Source organism: Bradyrhizobium sp. P5_C11_2 (assembly GCF_054049755.1).
Genome location: NZ_JBFULT010000086.1, coordinates 1 through 17510, shown reverse-complemented (window position 1 = coordinate 17510; position 17510 = coordinate 1). Strand labels below are relative to the sequence as shown.

The following is a 17510-nucleotide window of genomic DNA, read 5'->3' as shown; positions in this document are numbered from 1 at the left end:
GGACAATTGGGCGCCGCGTCGTTTCGCCCGTAAGCAAGCCGGGAGGTGCCCATGGCCGCCGTTTATTCCGACCTCGCCGGCAAGGTCGTTCTCGTCACCGGTGGTGCATCGGGAATTGGCGCTGCGATCGTGCGGAGCTTTGCGCAACAGAAATCCAATGTGGTGTTCTTCGACATCAAGGCCGACGAGGGCCAACGCCTGGCGCGCGAGCTGTCGGATCAGGATCTCCGCGCGCATTTCCAGCGCGTCGACCTGACTGACATCGCCGCGTTGCGCGCTGGCGTCGCGGAAGCGCGCAACGCGCATGGTGCGATCAACATCCTCATCAACAACGCCGCGCACGACGAACGGCACAAGACCGAGGAGATGACGCCGGAGTATTGGGACGACCGCATCGCGGTGAACCTGAAGCACCAGTTCTTTGCGGCGCAAGCCGTGTTGCCGGACATGAAGGCGGCGAATGCCGGTGCCATCATCAATTTCGGCTCGGTGTCGTGGATGGCCGGACAAGGCGGCATGGCCGCATACACGGCCAGCAAATCTGGCGTCGTCGGCCTCACGCGCTCCCTGGCCCGCGACTACGGTCCCTACAATATCCGGGTGAACGCGATCGCGCCGGGCTGGATCATGACCGAGCGCCAGCTCGAGAAATGGATGACGCCGGCGGGCGAGATCGAACTGCAGCAGCGACAGTGCCTGAAGCGCCGGCTGGTGCCGGACGAGGTTGCGAAATTCACCGTCTTCCTCGCCTCCGACGAAGCCTCCGCCTGCACCGCCCAGCACTACGTCGTCGATGGCGGCTGGGTGTGAGATGCTTTGAGATGGTGGCGGACCAGGGAGCGCCAAACCGGTCGTTCGGCATCCAGACCCGCTTTCGATAACCGCCGGCTCAAACGCTCAAATTTGCGTTTGATGGATTTCGTGCACACGCCGGCTTCCAATTACTTGAAAACCTGAGCTCGCGCCTCAATCCACCATGGGCGACCGCGCGGGGTAATTTATATGATATATCAATAGCTTATGCGAATTGAACGCACTCCGGCGAGAATCGATGGGCGTTCGATTGGTGTGAGAGGAGTAACCTACGACAGCAAAGCCCAAATTGGCGTCATCCGCGGCCCGCGGCTTGGCGGCGAGGTACCATGCCACCCTTTCGATGTCTTCTGAGTGGCAAAAATGCGACAAGGGCGCCTACGATTTGTTCAGCTTTCTAGTTTTTCCTAGCTTGTCGTTCCAGTCCTTGCCAAGCTGAAGCCAATTTCCCGGGGGGCCCCGCGACCGAATTGCTCGGAGAGGGGGGGAGGACCAAATTGTTTAGGCGCATTCTCTTTTCAGGTGCATTGTTTCTCCTTCCATGCAGCGGCGCCGTAGCGGAGCCGTTCTCGATCAACGACGCCTTGAAGCAGGCCGTTCACACCAATCCGGGGGTCGGCGAAGCGTCTGCCAACCGTCGTGCCACCGAGAGTGAGCTTCGTCAGACCCAGAGCACGCTTCTTCCGCAGGTGCGCGTGGAAGCGCGCTGGGGTCCCGAGAAATTTGACCAGAGCGCGGCCGTGTCGACCAGTACCGCCCTGCCCATTCCTGTCGCCGGGAATGGTTCGTGGCGAAACGGATCCCAGGAATCCGTCGTCGTGCGGCAAATCTTGTTCGACGGCTTCGCATCGATTCACGACATCTGGCGCCAGACGGCACGCGTTAATGCAGCCGCGTTCCGGGTGCGCGAGCGCACCGAGCTGATCGCTTTGGACGCAGCTGAAGCCTATATCGACGTGGTTCGCTATCTGCGGCTGGTGACGCTCGCCGAACAGAATGTCGCCGCCCATGAGAAGATATTCGCCAACGTCAATACCCGCTTTTCCGGCGGCCGCGCGGGTGAAGGCGATCTCGAACAGGCGCGCGAACGCGTTGAGAATGCGCGCGCAACACTCGCTGAATTCCGCCGCAGCCTGGACGAGTCCCGCGCCAAGTACCGCAAGGTCGTGGGACTTGAACCCCTCAACCTGCGTTTCCCGGGGCCTCTCGGCGGCTTGCCGTCGACCCGCGATGAGGCGCTCGCAACCACTGTGCGGTTCAATCCCACCATTCAGGCCGCGCAGTCGGACGCTGATGCGGCCAAGCATGCGTTTCGCGTGACTGACGGCGCCTTTGTTCCGACCTTCTCGCTCGAGGGCCGGGCGACACACAACGACAATACCTATCCTTACCTCGGCGTCACTCACGACGACTACAGCGGCAAGGTCGTGATGTCCTGGGATGTCTTCCGGGGCGGTCAGGATGTCTGGCGGYGATCCGAGATGGCCGAACGCTACGTCGAAAGCACTGCGCGCCACGCGCGTCTCCAGCGCGATGCCATCGAGTCCATCGATAAGGCCTGGGCGGCCCGCACGGTCACGGCGACACGGATCGCGGCACTGGTGCGGCAAATTGAGGCCGATCGGAAGGCCATTGCGGCATATCAGAAGGAATATGAACTCGGTCAGCGATCGCTGATCGACCTTTTGAATGCTCAGAACCAGTACTTCAATGCGGTCGTTTCGCTGACGTCGGCACGCGGCGTCGTGGTGTTCGCCGATTATCAACTCCTCGCGGCGATGGGCACGTTGCTTGAATACCTGAAGGCTCCCCCGCCRGTCGATTCGGCGCCGATGGACCTCGGGATTTTCGCAACTCCCGACTACAAGGCTCCCACGCTTCGCGTGAAGCTGCCTCAGACCGGCTCCGAGCCGCTGAACGTCCCGGTGCCTGCGCCCGCGCCGGTGGCCAAGCGTCTGGGTTATGCCAGTGAAGCGCCTGAGCCTGACGCCTTCAGGGACCGCTGGCCGAAGTGGGCATATCAGCCAAGTATGGTCGGCGTATCGGAATGGTTCACGCAGCAGCGCAGCAGCAATGATCCTGTCATCCTGCCCGCCGCTCCCGTTGTCGCGTATGCGGCGGACAAGAAGCCGCATTGGCTCGCGACGGCGTTCGACCCGGTTCAGAGATAGTCCCGACTTCCGCGAATGGAGGCGTGGCGCGAACACGTTTTGCAGTGCCGCCGAACGGCGAAGGGCGACTTGCGGATTAACCTTTAGTCGCGTTTTTGCCGATTAACCAAATGATTCTACTGCGTTTCCGCTATCCTGGAAGGACGGTTTGCTTTCTGCTCCGTGTCATTTCATTTTGGGCATTGGCACTTGTTATTTCGATCATCCGAGTCAAGGCGCACGCCTGACCGCCCCGTTGCGGAGACAACGGTTGCGTCTCAACCCAGGCAAACGAATGATCGTCTCGAAAGGGACGACCCGCTTGCCGCATCGCTGGTGTACCTCGCCTCGTATCATGGCCGCGCTGTTAGCCACGAGGCGTTGCTGGGCGGCCTGCCGATCGTCGACGGGCGGTTGTCGGTCCCGCTCTACGATCGCGCAGCCCGGCGCGCGGGGCTCGAAACCGAAGCCGTCAAGCGGGACATTGCCGACATTCCAGCGCTGGTGCTGCCGGCCGTCCTGATCATGAAGGACGGGACGACCCTCGTCCTCCTGGAGTTCGATCAGACCCGGAGCGGCGTCAAGGTCCTCAACCCATCCCTGACGGACTACACGCCCGAGTTCCAAGCGATCCGGTCGATCTCGTCAGGATACACCGGATACGCATTCTTCGTCAGGGCTGCGTTGGAGAGCAACGCGCGCGCCGTCGCTGCCGGCGATCTGCCGCGGAGCCACTGGTTTTGGTCGGTGGTGAAGCTGCATTGGCGCAGCTACGGACACATCGCGCTCGGCGCCTTTCTGATCAATATGCTCGCGCTGGCGACGCCGCTCTTCACCATGAGCGTTTACGACCGCGTCGTTCCGAATGGCGCAATTCCCTCGCTCATTGCGCTCTCGATCGGAATGGGGTTGGCGATAGCGTTCGACTTTATCTTCCGAACGGTTCGCAGCCGCATGATCGACGTCACCGGCAAGACGATCGACGTCATCCTCGCTGCCAACATCTTCGAGCACATCATGGGCGTGAAGATGGCGCAGCGCCCCCCCTCGGTGGGCATCGTCGCCAATCAGTTGCGTGACTTCGATTCGGTTCGCGAGTTCTTCACCTCCGGCAGCGTCGTCTCCGCGACGGATCTGCTGTTTGCTTTCCTGTTCATAGGCGTTCTCTTCGTCATCGCCGGCCCGCTTGCCTGGATACCTCTGGTGATGCTGCCGGTGATGCTCCTGATCGGCCTGGCACTGCAGCGTCCGCTCGACCGGGCCATGAAGCGTCAGCAGGCTGAAGCGGCGGCCCGGCATGGCGTGCTGGTCGAGTCGCTGTCTGGCATTGAGACGATACGCGCGACCGGCGCCGAGGCCCGGATGCAGACAGCCTGGGAACGATCGGTCGCGGCAACGGCCCGCTCCGGCGAAGACGTCCATTTCTGGGCCTCGCTCGCGCTCACGAGCGCCAATACGGCGCAGCAGCTCACCAGCCTCGGCCTGATCGTCGTCGGTGTCTTCCTCATCCTCGACGGCAAGCTCACGGTCGGCGCGCTGGTGGCGGCGAACATGCTGGCCGGGCGCATTCTGGCCCCGATCGCGGGAATCGCATCGGTGATCACGCGCGGAACGCAAACGCTGAGCTCGTTGAAGGCCATCGATCGCATCATGTCGCTGGAGCGCGAGCGATCTCCCGCGCGCGCCTACGTCTCCCGAAGGATCCGGGACGGTGCAATCGCTTTCGACGGCGTCAGCTTCACCTACCCCAATGCACCCGGCAAGGCGCTCGACAAGGTTTCCTTCCAGATCAAGGGCGGCGAGAAAGTCGGCATCATCGGACGCGTCGGATCCGGCAAGACGACTGTGGGGCGGCTTCTGTTGGGCTTCTACGAGGCGCAGGAAGGCCGCATCCTCGTCGACGGCGTGGATTCGCGGCAATACGATCCGTCCGACCTTCGCCACGGGGTCGGCTTCGCGATGCAGGATACCGAGCTGTTCTTCGGAAAGCTGCGCGACAATATCGCGTTGGGCAAACCCGAGGCGAGCGACGAGGAAGTCCTGGCCGCCGCGCGCCTGTCGGGCGTCGAGGCGTTCATCGCGGGCCACCCCTTGGGCTACGACATGCCGATCTCCGAAGGCGGCCGCAGCCTCTCGGGCGGCCAGAAGCAGGCGATCGGCCTCGCGCGCGTGCTCATCAGGAAGCCCAAGATACTGTTCCTGGACGAACCGACCGCACATTTCGACATCCGCACCGAAGCCGAATTTCTCGAACGCCTGAAGACGCTGCGCGACGAGCAAATGACGATCCTGATCTCGACGCATCGGCTTTCGCTGCTCAACATGGTCGATCRCCTGCTGTTGTTCGACAACGGCCGGCTGATCGCCGACGGCCCGCGCGACAAGGTTCTCGCGCTCCTGCAGGGCAAGCCGGCGACGTCGACTGCGAGTGAGACCCCGCCACCGCCGGCTACCGCGCAACCGGCCTCCCCCATGGCTAGAACCAATGTCGTCTGATTTCGCCTTTGCCAACGACGTTCGGGCTGCTGCCGCGCTTCGCGCGCCGCGGACCTCGCGCATGCTGCTCGCGGCCTCCCTCGCCCTGCTCGTGGCATTCCTGACCTGGGCTCATTTCGCCGTGCTCGACGAGGTCAAGCGAGGCAATGGTCGCGTGGTCCCCTCGCGCCAGATGCAGGTGGTGCAGTCGCTCGAAGGCGGCATCGTCGGCGACATCCTCGTGCAGGAGGGCGCGATCGTCCAGCAGGGACAATCCCTGATGCGCATCGACGATACCAAGTTCGCGTCCGAGTTCGGCGAGATCCGCGAACGGCGCGCCGCGATGGCGGCGCGTGTGACGCGATTGGAAGCCGAAGCCAGGGGCAAAAGCGAGTTGACCTTCCCCGATCAACTCGACCAGGTCGTGCCGTCCGCCGTGGCTACGGAAAGCAGCGTGTTCAGGATGCGCGCGCAGAAACTGGCGCAGGATGTCGACGTCCTGAACCAGCAGGTCACCCGGCTGACCGGCACCCTGAAATTGCTGGACCGGGAATTGGCTCTGACGCGCAAGCTGTACGAGCAGAAGGTCGTGCCGGAGATCGAGATGTTGCGCCTCGACCGGCAAGCGACCGAGATGAGAGGGCAGCTCGCGGAATCCCAATCCAAGATCGCGAGCACGATCTCTTCTTTCCGCTCCCAGGCGGATGAGGATCTTGCCAAGTCGAAGGGCGACCTGGCCGTGCTCGACGAAAACATCAAATCGGCGCAGGACCGGGTTCGGCGAACCGACCTGAAGGCCCCGGTGCATGGCATCATCAACAAATTGAACGTGACCACCGTGGGGGCCGTCGTGCAGCCCGGCGCCAATGTGATGGACATCGTTCCTCTCGACGATACCCTGCTGGTCGAAGGTCGCATCAAGCCCCAGGACATCGCCTTCATTCGGCCCGGCCAGGACGCCGTGGTGAAGATCTCAGCCTACGATTCGTCGGTCTATGGCTCGCTGAAGGGCAAGGTCGAACGGATCAGCGCCGACACCATCGTCGACGAAAAGGCCGAAAAGACGCCGGAGCGCCAGGAGAGCTTCTACCGCGTCATGGTGCGGACGGAGAAGAACCATCTGGGCACGGAACAGAAGCCGCTTCCGATCATTCCCGGCATGGTCACGACCGTTGAAGTCCTGACCGGTGAGAAATCGGTTCTCGATTATCTGGTGAGACCGGCCCGCACGCTGCGGGACGAAGCCCTGCGCGAGCGCTGAGCGCGCCAGGGTTAACGAAAGGTAGAGGCTGGACCGACAATTTGCCGGTTGCTCGAAGCGAGCGATTGACCGCCTCGGCGACAATCCCCCCGCCCCTCTCCCATCTTAACCGCGCCTAAGCGTCCCAGACCGCAGTCTCGATCCACAACAGGATCGGGGCGTGGATCGGCGCGATAGACGTTGACGACGCTCCCGGCGCAGGGGACGTCGTCTATGACACTGCATTGGGAATTGCAGCGGGGAAGCCTGTGCGCGCTTGGCGCCGGGCTGGCTGCCTTGATCGTTGCAGGCGCGACATCGCCTGCCCGGGCAGATGACGCCATGGCTCAGGATATGGCTCTGGATGCCCAGGAAACGCCGGCGCCGGCCATCGACGCGGCAGCGCGTGCTCCGGCGACGTTCTTCCGCATCAACGACGTGCTGGCGAAGCTCGATGCCATGCGCGGCCGCGGACCGAATGCGGTCCGTTTCGCGGCGCTGACGCCTTCCAATATTGCGACCGACGCGGCCCCGGAGCCCAAGCCGGCGCCGGCGAAAGGTGACGAGCCGTTCGGCCTCTTCACCTTCCGCGCGCCCGAAGGTCTCTTGTGGCAGAAATGGCGGGGACTCGAGGCCAGGCTGTCCAGGGACGCAGAGACGCTGAGGCAGTGCGAGGCCGACGCCGGCAATTGCCCCTCGAACGCCGCGCAGTTCCTGCGATTGATCGGCGCCGTCAAATCGAAATCGGGACGCGCAAAGCTCGACGAGGCCAACCGCGCGGTCAACATGGTCGTCCGCTACGTGAGCGACCATGCGCAGCACGGCGAAGCCGACCGCTGGAGCTCGCCGCTGGAGACCTTCGCGACGGCCAAGGGCGATTGCGAAGACTATGCGATCGCGAAATACGTCGCGCTGCGCGAAGCCGGGTTTCCGCGCGAAGATCTGCGGCTCGTGCTGGTCCGCGATCGCGCCGTGCGTCAGGACCATGCGGTGCTCGCCGCGCGCGTCGACGGGCAATGGCTCGTGCTGGACAACCGGCGCTCCGAGCTGATCGAGGATTCAGGGGCGACGAACCTGGCTCCGCTGTTCGCGATCGACCACGCCGGTGTCCATCTGTTCGCCGCGCCCTATGCCCAACGCCGGTCCGCGGGCCCCGCGGAAGCGGCGCCCGCCGCCAGCGACGAAGCGGCGGAATGGGGTAATGCGGACGTCGCTGCCGGCAGCGCCTGGCCCGGCGCCCTTCCGCTGCTGATGTGAGACAAAGAGAAAGCGGCTCTCATCGAGCCGCTTTCCAATGTCGATTACGCCGTTCCGCCGGCTAGGCCTGCGCGGCGTGATTCACCTGCAGGTCATTGTCGATGAACAACGTGGCCGCAGGGCCGCTGGTCGAGACCCATTGGTGGAAGACCTGCCCGCCCGCAGAGGTGTGGGTCGCTGCGGTCTCGGTGAAGCCGGTCAGCTCGACGTCGTCGCCTCCCGATCCGATCACGAACAGCGTATTGGCCGTGCCGGTCTGGCTGTTGATCGCGCCTGCCCCACCGGTGAAAGCCACCACGTTGGAAGCCGTCAGCCCGTGCAGCTCGGTGCCGAACGAACTGCTGGCGGAAGCCTCCGCCGTGAGCAGGATGGCTTCCAGGTTGGTCAGGTTTTCCGTCGACAAATCGACGTCGTACAGCCGGACGCCGCCGGTGACGTGCGAATTGCCCGAGGAGAGACCGCCGGTCGGCGCGCCGCTCACCTGGAAGGAGCTGTTGTAGATCGCTCCCTCGTCGATACGCAGGATGTCGAAGCCGGCGCCACCGTTGACGCTGGTATCGTTCGTATCGAACACGATGACGTCGTTCTTGCTGCCGCCCGTGATGACGTCAGCGCCGGCGCCGCCGTTCAGGAAGGTATTTCCGGTCCCACCGACCAGAGTGTCATCGCCGCTGAAACCATAGACATAGTTGCCGTTAACAGCAGTGCCGGTCAGCGGGTTGTTGGCGGCACTGGATCCATCCAGCGAGTTCACATAGGTGTCCGCGTTGTGAGCACCGTCGAGAACGATCTCTGATGTCAGCGCTTCCGCCGTGTTGCCGCTCAGCAGATATTCAATCTTGGTTGTGACACCGGACCCGCCCTTGTCCATCGTAACGTTGTTCAACGTGAAATCCGTTACGTTGACCTGGCTCGTGGCGGTAAAGGCGGCGTCCAGGACGACCTCGAACGTATGCGAGCCGGTGATATTGAAACCCGCATCGCCGGCGAAAGTGGAAGCCTGGCCGGTGCCCTGGAACGTCATAAGCTGCGCGAATGCATCCAGGGGCTGCGCCTCGTCGATAAAGCTGAGAACCGCCTCCTGCACACTGCTGTTCGTGTTGGTCTTGAACGCACCCGATAGCAGCCTGGCGGCCGGAATGGCCGAGCTGTCGAGGAACGTGGCCACGTTGTCGGTGGTCAGGTCGGCGTTGGCAGCACCGACGCCGCCACCGGACAAGGTCGATTCCGTCGAGGTTGCCGTGATGCTGAAGTTCAAATTGTCCGGCAGCGTGCCGGTCAATGGCGCCGTCACGGCGAAGCTCAGATCGATCGTGGCGGTCTGGCCTACGTTCTGGTTCAGGGCCGTATCGTTGGGAACGATGATGTGGATATCCCCGGTCCCGCTGCTGTAGGTGTAGCTGAAGTTCGTGCTGACACCGTTGTAGGTCCCGGCGATGGTGCCGCTGGCGGCAAGGCTGGCCGTAAAGCCGGTCTGCAGATGGATATCCAGCACGTGGGTCTCCGACCCGTCGTGCACGTCCCCGAGTGTCGCCTTGACCTGCAGCGACCCGGTCTCGCCATTGCTGAATGCCGAGTTGGAGTCGCTGGCCGAGTCCTTGACGAAGATGATGTGGCTCTGGCCGGTCACCGGTGCGGGCGCATCCGCGACGGCGTCGACGTAGATCGTGCCCGGAGTTGCGGCGCTGGTGGCCGTCGTCGCCCCCTGCGCGGCCGTCGCCGTCATCGACACCGTTGCGTCGACGTCGCTGTTGAGCGGCGGCGACATCAGCACCGCCGCCGTTACGGCCGCACCGTCGGCCGCACCGGTGATGTTGATGGTCAACACGCCGCTACTGAACGAGGTGCCGCTGACCGAGGCGGTGCCACCGCCTCCCGTGAGCGCGATGTTGGCCGCCGTCGCATCCACGGTCCATCCGGTGAGACCGGAGACGACGATCTGCGTGACATGCGAGCTGCTACCTACGCTCGCCGTGAACTGGATTCCCTCCTGCGTGTCTTCGGGCAAGCCGTTGTTCGGCCCGACGGCAATTGTCGGTGAATAGACGACCGGAACGATTGTCGTTCCCGTGGTCAGCAACTGCTCATACTGCGCGCCACCGCTGACACTGTTGATGGAATCGACGATCGAGACCTGGCTGGTAACCTCCGCGTCGGTGTACGTCCTGGTGACCGAACCGCTGCTCGCGTTCGCGGCAATGATGACGTGCTCGCCATTGCTCAACAAGACATCCAGCGGTGAGTTCGGGGTGAACGGGCTCAGCCCGCTCGACAGCGTCACGGTATAAGTGATCGAACCGCCGTACTCCGAGATGGTCGTGGTGGAGGTCGTCAGCGTGGCGGTGACCGGGTTGATCGTGTCGGCGATCTGCGTCACCGCGGGCGTGCTGTTCACGACCAGGTGCTCGAAATTGCCGCCGGTCGCCGTGCTGATCGACGCGCTGACCGAGGTCGGGTCGAGATAGACGTCCTCGTTCGGCACGACCGTGTGCACCACCGAGCCGCTGCTGGCGCCACCTGCGATCGTGATGACGTCGCCGGTCGACAGCGTCACCGTCACCGGCTGGCCCGCCTGCGCCGGATGGCCCAGCGTCGCCGTGTAGGTGATGCTGGTGTCCGCTTCCGTGATGCTCGGCGTCGCCGTCAGGCTCACCGTCGTGTCGTCGATCGTGTCCTTGATCGTAACCGTGGCGTTGCCGTAGGTGGTATAGTTCACCGCCTCGAAATTGCCGCCGGAGGTGCCGGCGATCGAGACCTGGGTCGCGCTGCCATCCAGGTAGACGTCATCACCCTGCGCCGGCTGCGGACCGGACGACGCAGTCGACTGACCGGGCGCGAAGGTGATGTTCACGCCATTGTTCAGCGTTACCGTGAACGGCGTCAGCGACACGTAGTTCATGTGCGCCGTGTAAACGAACGTCTGGTTCTCGAACGCCACGACGTTGTCGAGGGTCACGAAGTTGGTGTTGATGGTGTCGTTGACCGTCACCGTCGCCGTGTCGGTCGTGTTCAGCGCCTCGTAATTGCCGCCGGTCGCGCCGGTGACCGAGACGCTGTAGCTCTCGTGATCGACATAGGGATCGTCGCCCTGCACTGCGAACGGCGTCGAGCTGCCCGTGGTCTGACCAGCAAGGATCGTGATCGTCGCATTGTTGCTCAAGGTCAGCACGAGATTGCTGCCCTGCGGCGCATGATCCACGCTGGCCGAAATCGTCGCCGTGCCGACACCCTCGTTCACCGTCACGTCGTTCAACGTCACCGTGGTCGGGTCGCTGTCGTCGGTGATCGTCGTSGTCACCGTCGCCGGRTTSGTSACYAGGCTCTCGTACTCGCTGCCTCCGGTATGGYTGACAATGYTGTTCGTCACCGGATGGGTGTCGATATAGACATCGTCCTCGTTGACCGAGATCGTCGTCGAGCCRCTGGCCTGRCCCGCCTGCACGATGACGTGCTCGCCGTTGGCCAGGGTGAAGTCCAGATTGCCGGTCGGCGTAAACGGGCTCAGCCCGCTGGTCAGCGTCACCGTGTAGGTGATCGAGCCGCCCTGCTCGCTGGTCGACGGTGTCGCCGTCAGCGTCGCCGTCACCGGGTCGATCGTGTCCTTGGTCGTAACGGTGGCGTGGCCGTAGGTTGAGTAATTCACCGCCTCGAAATTGCCGCCGGACGTGCCGGCGATCGAGACCTGGGTCGCCTGGCCATCCAGGTAGACGTCATCGCCCTGCGCCGGCTGCGGGTCCGACGTTGCGGTAAACTGACCGGGCGCGAAGGTGATGTTCACGCCGTTGTTCAGCGTCACCGTGAACGGCGTCAGCGACGCATAGTTCATATGCGCCGTATAGGCGAACGTCTGGTTCTCGAACACCACCACGTCGTCCAGCGTCACGAAGTTGGTGGTGATGGTGTCGTTGACCGTCACCGTCGCCGTGTCGGTCGTGTTCAGCGCCTCGTAATTGCCGCCGGTCGCACCGGTGACCGAGACGCTGTAGCTCTCGTGATCGACATAGGGATCGTCGCCCTGCACCGCGAACGGCGTCGAGGTTCCGGTGGTCTGGCCGTCGAGGATGGTGATCGTGGCGCCATTGCTCAGTGCCAGCACGAGGTTGCTGCCCTGCGGCGCATGATCGACGCTGGCAGCAATCGTCGCCGTGCCGACGCCCTCGTTCACCGTCACGTCGTTCAACGTCACCGTGGTCGGGTCGATCGTGTCCTTGATCGTGACCGTAGCGTTGCCGTAGGTCGTGATGTTGACCGCCTCGAAATTGCCGCCGGACGTGCTGGCGATCGAGACTGGGATCACTTGGCCGTCCACATAGACGTCTTCGCCTTGTGCCGGCTGCGGGTCCGACGTTGCGGTAAACTGGCCGGGCGCGAAGGTGATGTTCACGCCGTTGTTCAACGTCACCGTGAACGGCGTCAGCGACGCGTAGTCCATGTGCGCCGTGTAGGCGAACGTCTGGTTCTCRAACACCACCACGTCGTCCAGCGTCACGAAGTTGGTGGTGATGGTATCATTGACCGTCACCGTCGCCGTGTCGGTCGTGTTCAGCGCTTCGTAATTGCCGCCGGTCGCACCGGTGACCGAGACGCTGTAGCTCTCGTGATCGACATAGGGATCATCGCCCTGCACCGCGAAYGGCGTCGAGGTTCCGGTGGTCTGGCCGTCGAGAATGGTGATCGTGGCGCCGTTGCTCAGTGCCAGCACGAGGTTGCTGCCCTGCGGCGCATGATCGACGCTGGCCGAGATCGTCGCCGTGCCGACGCCCTCATTCACGGTCACGTCGTTCAACGTCACCGTGGTCGGGTCGATCGTGTCCTTGATCGTGACCGTGGCGTGGCCGTAGGTCGTGGTGTTGACCGCCTCGAAATTGCCGCCGGACGTGCTGGCGATCGAGACTGGGATGACCTGGCCGTCCACATAGACGTCTTCGCCCTGCGCCGACTGCGGATCTGACGTTGCGGTCAACTGGCCGGGCGCGAAGGTGATGTTCGCGCCATTGTTCAGCGTTACCGTGAACGGCGTCAGCGACGCGTAGTCCATGTGCGCCGTATAAACGATCGTCTGGTTCTCGAACATCACGACATCGTGCAGCGTCACGAAGTTGGTGTTGATGGTGTCGTTGACCGTCACCGTCGCCGTGTCGGCCGTGTTCAGCGTTTCATAATTCCCGCCGGTCGCGCCGGTGACCGAGACGCTGTAGCTCTCGTGGTCGACATAGGGATCGTCGCCCTGCACCGCGAACGGCGTCGAGGTGCCCGTGGTCTGACCGGCAAGGATCGTGATCGTCGCATTGTTGCTCAAGGTCAGCACGAGGTTGCTGCCCTGCGGCGCATGATCCACGCTGGCCGAAATCGTCGCCGTGCCGACACCCTCGTTCACCGTCACGTCGTTCAACGTCACCGTGGTCGGATCGAGCGTGTCCTTGATCGTGACCGTCGCGTGGCCGTAGGTTGCGTAATTCACCGCCTCGAAATTGCCGCCGGAGGTGCCGGCGATCGAGACCTGGGTCGCGCTGGCGTCCAGGTACACGTCTTCGCCTTGCGCGGGCTGCGGATCGGACGACGCGATCAACTGACCGGGCGCGAAGGTGATGTTCACGCCATTGTTCAGCGTCACCGTGAACGGCGTCATCGACGCGTAGTCCATGTGCGCCGTGTACACGAACGTCTGGTTCTCGAATACCGCGACATCGTGCAGCGTTATGAAGTTCGTGTTGATCGTGTCATTGACCGTCACCGTCGCCGTGTCGGTCGTATTCAGCACCTCGTAATTGCCGCCGGTCGCATTGGTGACCGAGACGCTATAGCTCTCGTGGTCGATATAGGGATCGTCGCCCTGCACYGCGAACGGCGTCGAGGTGCCCGTGGTTTGACCGGCAAGGATCGTGATCGTCGCGCCGTTGCTTAAGGTTAGCACGAGATTGCTGCCCTGCGGTGCATGATCCACGCTCGCCGAGATCGTCGCTGTGCCGACGCCTTCGTTCACCGTCACGTCGTTCAACGTCACCTTGGTCGGGTCGCTGTCGTCGGTGACCACGAAAGATACCGTCGATCCCGACGTATCTCCGTCACCATCGGTCACGGTGTACGTGAAGTTCGCCGGGCCGCCGGTTTTGTAGACGTCGTCGGGCTGCGCAACGAACTTGTAGGCGCCGTCCGCGGTGACCTGGAGACTGCCATGGGCGAGCGCGATCGCCTGGGAATACCCGTCCTCACCGAAGGACAGGTTCACCCCGTTGATCTCAGTGACGGTCGCACCGTCAGCGCCCGGATCGAAGTCGAGCTGTCCGGTGACCGGCGCGGAACCTTCGAGGACATTCTGCGGCGCTTCCGCAAAGGCATGCGGGCCATCGTCCTGGAAATTGATGTGAAGCCCGGCGGGCGAAACGGCATGGGCTGTGTCGCCGTCCCCGTCGGTCGCGGTCGCCGAGATGTACACGAGGCCGTTCGTGATCGAGACCTCGTCGTCATAGGCGGCAGGCGTCGAGCCATCGACATTGTGTGCGATGGCCGCGAACTGTGCGACCCACAGATGCCCGCCGGTGTCGACATAAAGCGCGAACACCTTCTCGCCGGTCTGGAAGTTGTTGCTGTCGACGCCCCAAACGATGTTCGGGTTGGTGGAATCCGTGAACAGGAAGATGTCGTGGTTGCCGACGGTGGTGTTCAGGCCGGAATCCTGGCCGGTGAACCCGCCACCGCCGGAATTCGTCAGTTGATAGGACACACCCCCGGCCGGGCCGGGTCCATCCGTGCCAAAATCGGGCGTCGTGAACAGAGTGTTGGCGGCGCCGGTCGACTCGGCGTAGCCGAGAACCGTACTGATCTGGGCGCCGGCAATCGCGGCCGTCAGCACGCTCGGAGCCGTCGCGGGATCGACGTCGTTCTCCGGGTTCGGGCCGGACTGCGGGGTAAATCCCGCGCTCTCGTCATGGGTGACGCTGAGCGTGGCGGGCTCGCACACGACGGACGAAATGCCGCTCACCGAGAACGGATGACCGACATTGTCCTCCTGAGGATCATTCGGGTCGGCCGGAAGCGTCGGTGCGCCGTTTGGCGTGCTCGAGAACGCGACGTTGTCGTAGTTGGAGATGACGAGACGATTGAAGTCGTCGGTCGTGTCGACCGTGACGGTGGCGCCCTCGTTCAGGCCGACGATGACGACGCCGACCAGCGTGTTGCCGTCATAGACCGGAATCTTGGTGTAACTGGCATCCCCGGTCACGGTGACGTCGTTCAGCGTGATCGGCAGCGGATTGCCGTCGTCGTTGAAATTGGTGTTGTCATTGGCATTGAAGACCTGGACGAAGACCGTCGCCGTATTGCTTGGATTGCCCTGGATCTGGTGGATGGTGAATGAGGCCGCATCAACCTCATAGTGCCCGTTATAGGCGAAGGGATTGGTAGAGAATGTGAGATTGTTGACGAAGTCGAGCCGCAGGATCTCCGCAGGCTGGTCGTTGCCGCCGTGGACCTCATGGCCCTCGATCGACTGGTTGCCGACGCCGATATCGCTCCCCGTCGTATTGATCGTGTTCGCGTTCGGGCCATTGCCCTGACCGACGCCGGACAACAGCGCGTCCTGATCGCTCGGACCATYGAGACCGCGCTCGTCGACGTTGCCCGCCTTGATGCCGACATAGCTGAGCGGCGTATCGACGCAAGCCTCCGAAGCGGAGATCGTCGGACCGGAATCGTCGATCGAGACGATGGAATTGCCGTTGTCGATGAGAGTCGCGGTGGCCGATTTCGTGACATGGTCACCATCGCCGTCGGTCACCGTCACCGTCAGCTTCACGCCGACGCTCTGGCCGGCAATCGCCGTCAGCAACGAGATCGACTCGTCGAACAGCGAGGGATTCTCGGGCAACCGGGACCCGGCGGGCTCCGACGCGTCGTGATCGATCGGCAGGAATTGATCGACCACGAGCCGTGCCGTGGCCGGATCGGTCGAATTCAGGGAAATACGCAGCACGACGAAATCATCGCCTGTCGACAGCGTATCATGACCGACGCGGCCGACGATCTGACCGCCCTCGAGCGTCAGCCAGACGGTCCGATGCGCCTGTGAGGTGCCTTCGAGCAGCGCGGTCGCGACGAGGTTGGTCTTGATGCCGCCCGCCTCGGGCGCGCCTGTCAGGACGAGGCTAAGCGCGGACGTGACGGGATTGACCAGGGCGGGACCATCAGCCCCGTAATCGATCACCGCATTCGTGAACAACGGCGCCAGCAGGCCCGCGCCGGTCTTCAACTCGCCGATCTGGGCGGTCGAGGCTGCGTTCGTCGTGAATGTCACGGTGGCGTTGGCCGTGTCGTCGACGATCCYGTTCGGCGCGCCGCCGCCCGACTCGCTCTCGCCGACATTGTATTGGTCGGGCGAATGACCGATCGTCTCGTCCAGATTCAGCTTGAGTGCGACAAATTCAGGCTCCGTCACGCCGGTGCCGATCGTCAGCGCCGGCCCGTCGTCCCTGAAGTGGATCGTGCTCGAAATATCTGCCGACGCGGACGCGGTGTCGCCATCGCCATCCTTGATCGTTACGACGGCCGAGATCGAGCCGGCGGCCAGCGAAACCTGATCGTTGGGATTGGACGTATCGGAGTGATGCAGCGAGAGATATTCGACCACCGACACCTTGCCGGAGACCGGATCGATCGCCACCGCAAAGGCGGTGGTGCCGCTCAGTTCGGGATGCACGTTGTCCGTGCCCACCGTGCCGATCACCCGGCCGGAGCTATCCAGCGACAGCGTAATCGCCGTTCCATCCGTCAACGTCACGCCGGAATCGGACGATTTCAGATCGAGCGAATAGGTGATGGCCGCGGCCGGATCGGGTCCGTCGACGCCAAAGTACGGCAGGATGCTCAGGGCAGCGCCGTTACTGGTCGCGTAGGCAAGCACCGGCCCGGGCTTATCCGGATCATCGCCGGGATTCTGCACGTCCGCAAAGATCTGCAACGGGCCGGTAACATCGTTCGCCTGGTTGCCCGGTGTCTCGTCCGCCGTCACCCCGAAATTATGAGACAGCGTCGCCGCCACCAGCGGGCCGTCGTCTTCGAACCGGATGTCACCGCCAATGTTGGCGGACGCCGACGCGTGGTCGCCGTCGCCATCGGTGACCGTCACGGTCGCCTTGACCTGGCCGAGGGCGTTTGCCAGCGAGACCGCCTCATCGATATCGCCGCCGATATCGGCGCTGTCCTGGTGAAGCGAAACATACTGGACGACGGACACCTTGCCGCTCACCGGGTTGATCGCAATCGCAAACGCGGCCGGATCGTTGGTGCCGGTCACGTCATCGCCGGGATCGCCCCCGTCGTAACGGCCCACGATCAGGCCGTTCTCGAGGAACAGGAAGATCTCCTTCCCTTCCGTCGTGGTGAGCATCGCATCGACCGGGCCGGTCGTGCTCTGGCCCTGCGCATCGGTCAGCGTCAGCGAGAAGAGCTGGGCGCCCGTCTTGGCCGCACCGTCGGTGCCGAAGTCCACATTGTCGATGGTGAGCGCGGCGACATTGCTCTGCGCGTACCCGAGGGGAAGACCGAAGAGACCCTGCGGATCGTGTCCGGGATTATTG

The 17510-nt window shown here is 63.3% G+C and carries 6 protein-coding genes; 5 read left to right on the top strand and 1 reads right to left on the bottom strand.

Features of this window, described 5'->3' with window-relative positions; genetic code table 11:
• Positions 1-51: 51 nt before the first annotated feature.
• The 5 genes from ACXJL8_RS11745 (at position 52) to ACXJL8_RS11725 (ending at position 7935) form a co-directional block, all read left to right on the top strand.
• The gene (locus ACXJL8_RS11745; RefSeq protein WP_456623342.1) at positions 52-810 is read left to right on the top strand and encodes an SDR family NAD(P)-dependent oxidoreductase; all 759 of its coding nucleotides are present in this window, start codon (positions 52-54) and stop codon (positions 808-810) included.
• A 500-nt stretch (positions 811-1310) separates the two neighbouring features.
• Positions 1311-2984, top strand: coding sequence for a TolC family outer membrane protein (locus ACXJL8_RS11740; RefSeq protein ID WP_456685015.1), 1674 nt, complete (start codon positions 1311-1313; stop codon positions 2982-2984).
• A gap of 312 nt (positions 2985-3296) precedes the next feature.
• Complete coding sequence (locus tag ACXJL8_RS11735) at positions 3297-5459, top strand: type I secretion system permease/ATPase (RefSeq protein ID WP_456685016.1); 2163 nt, start codon at positions 3297-3299, stop codon at positions 5457-5459.
• Positions 5449-6699: an HlyD family type I secretion periplasmic adaptor subunit gene (locus tag ACXJL8_RS11730; RefSeq protein ID WP_456623344.1), complete on the top strand. Its 1251-nt coding sequence runs from the start codon at positions 5449-5451 to the stop codon at positions 6697-6699. Before ACXJL8_RS11735 ends, ACXJL8_RS11730 begins: the two co-directional genes overlap by 11 nt.
• A gap of 321 nt (positions 6700-7020) precedes the next feature.
• The gene (locus ACXJL8_RS11725) at positions 7021-7935 is read left to right on the top strand and encodes a transglutaminase-like cysteine peptidase (protein ID WP_456623345.1); all 915 of its coding nucleotides are present in this window, start codon (positions 7021-7023) and stop codon (positions 7933-7935) included.
• Between the two features lie 61 nt (positions 7936-7996).
• Here the strand turns inward: ACXJL8_RS11725 and ACXJL8_RS11720 are convergent, their stop codons facing one another.
• Positions 7997-17422, bottom strand: coding sequence for an immunoglobulin-like domain-containing protein (locus tag ACXJL8_RS11720; protein WP_456685014.1), 9426 nt, complete (start codon positions 17420-17422; stop codon positions 7997-7999).
• Positions 17423-17510 lie beyond the last annotated feature (88 nt).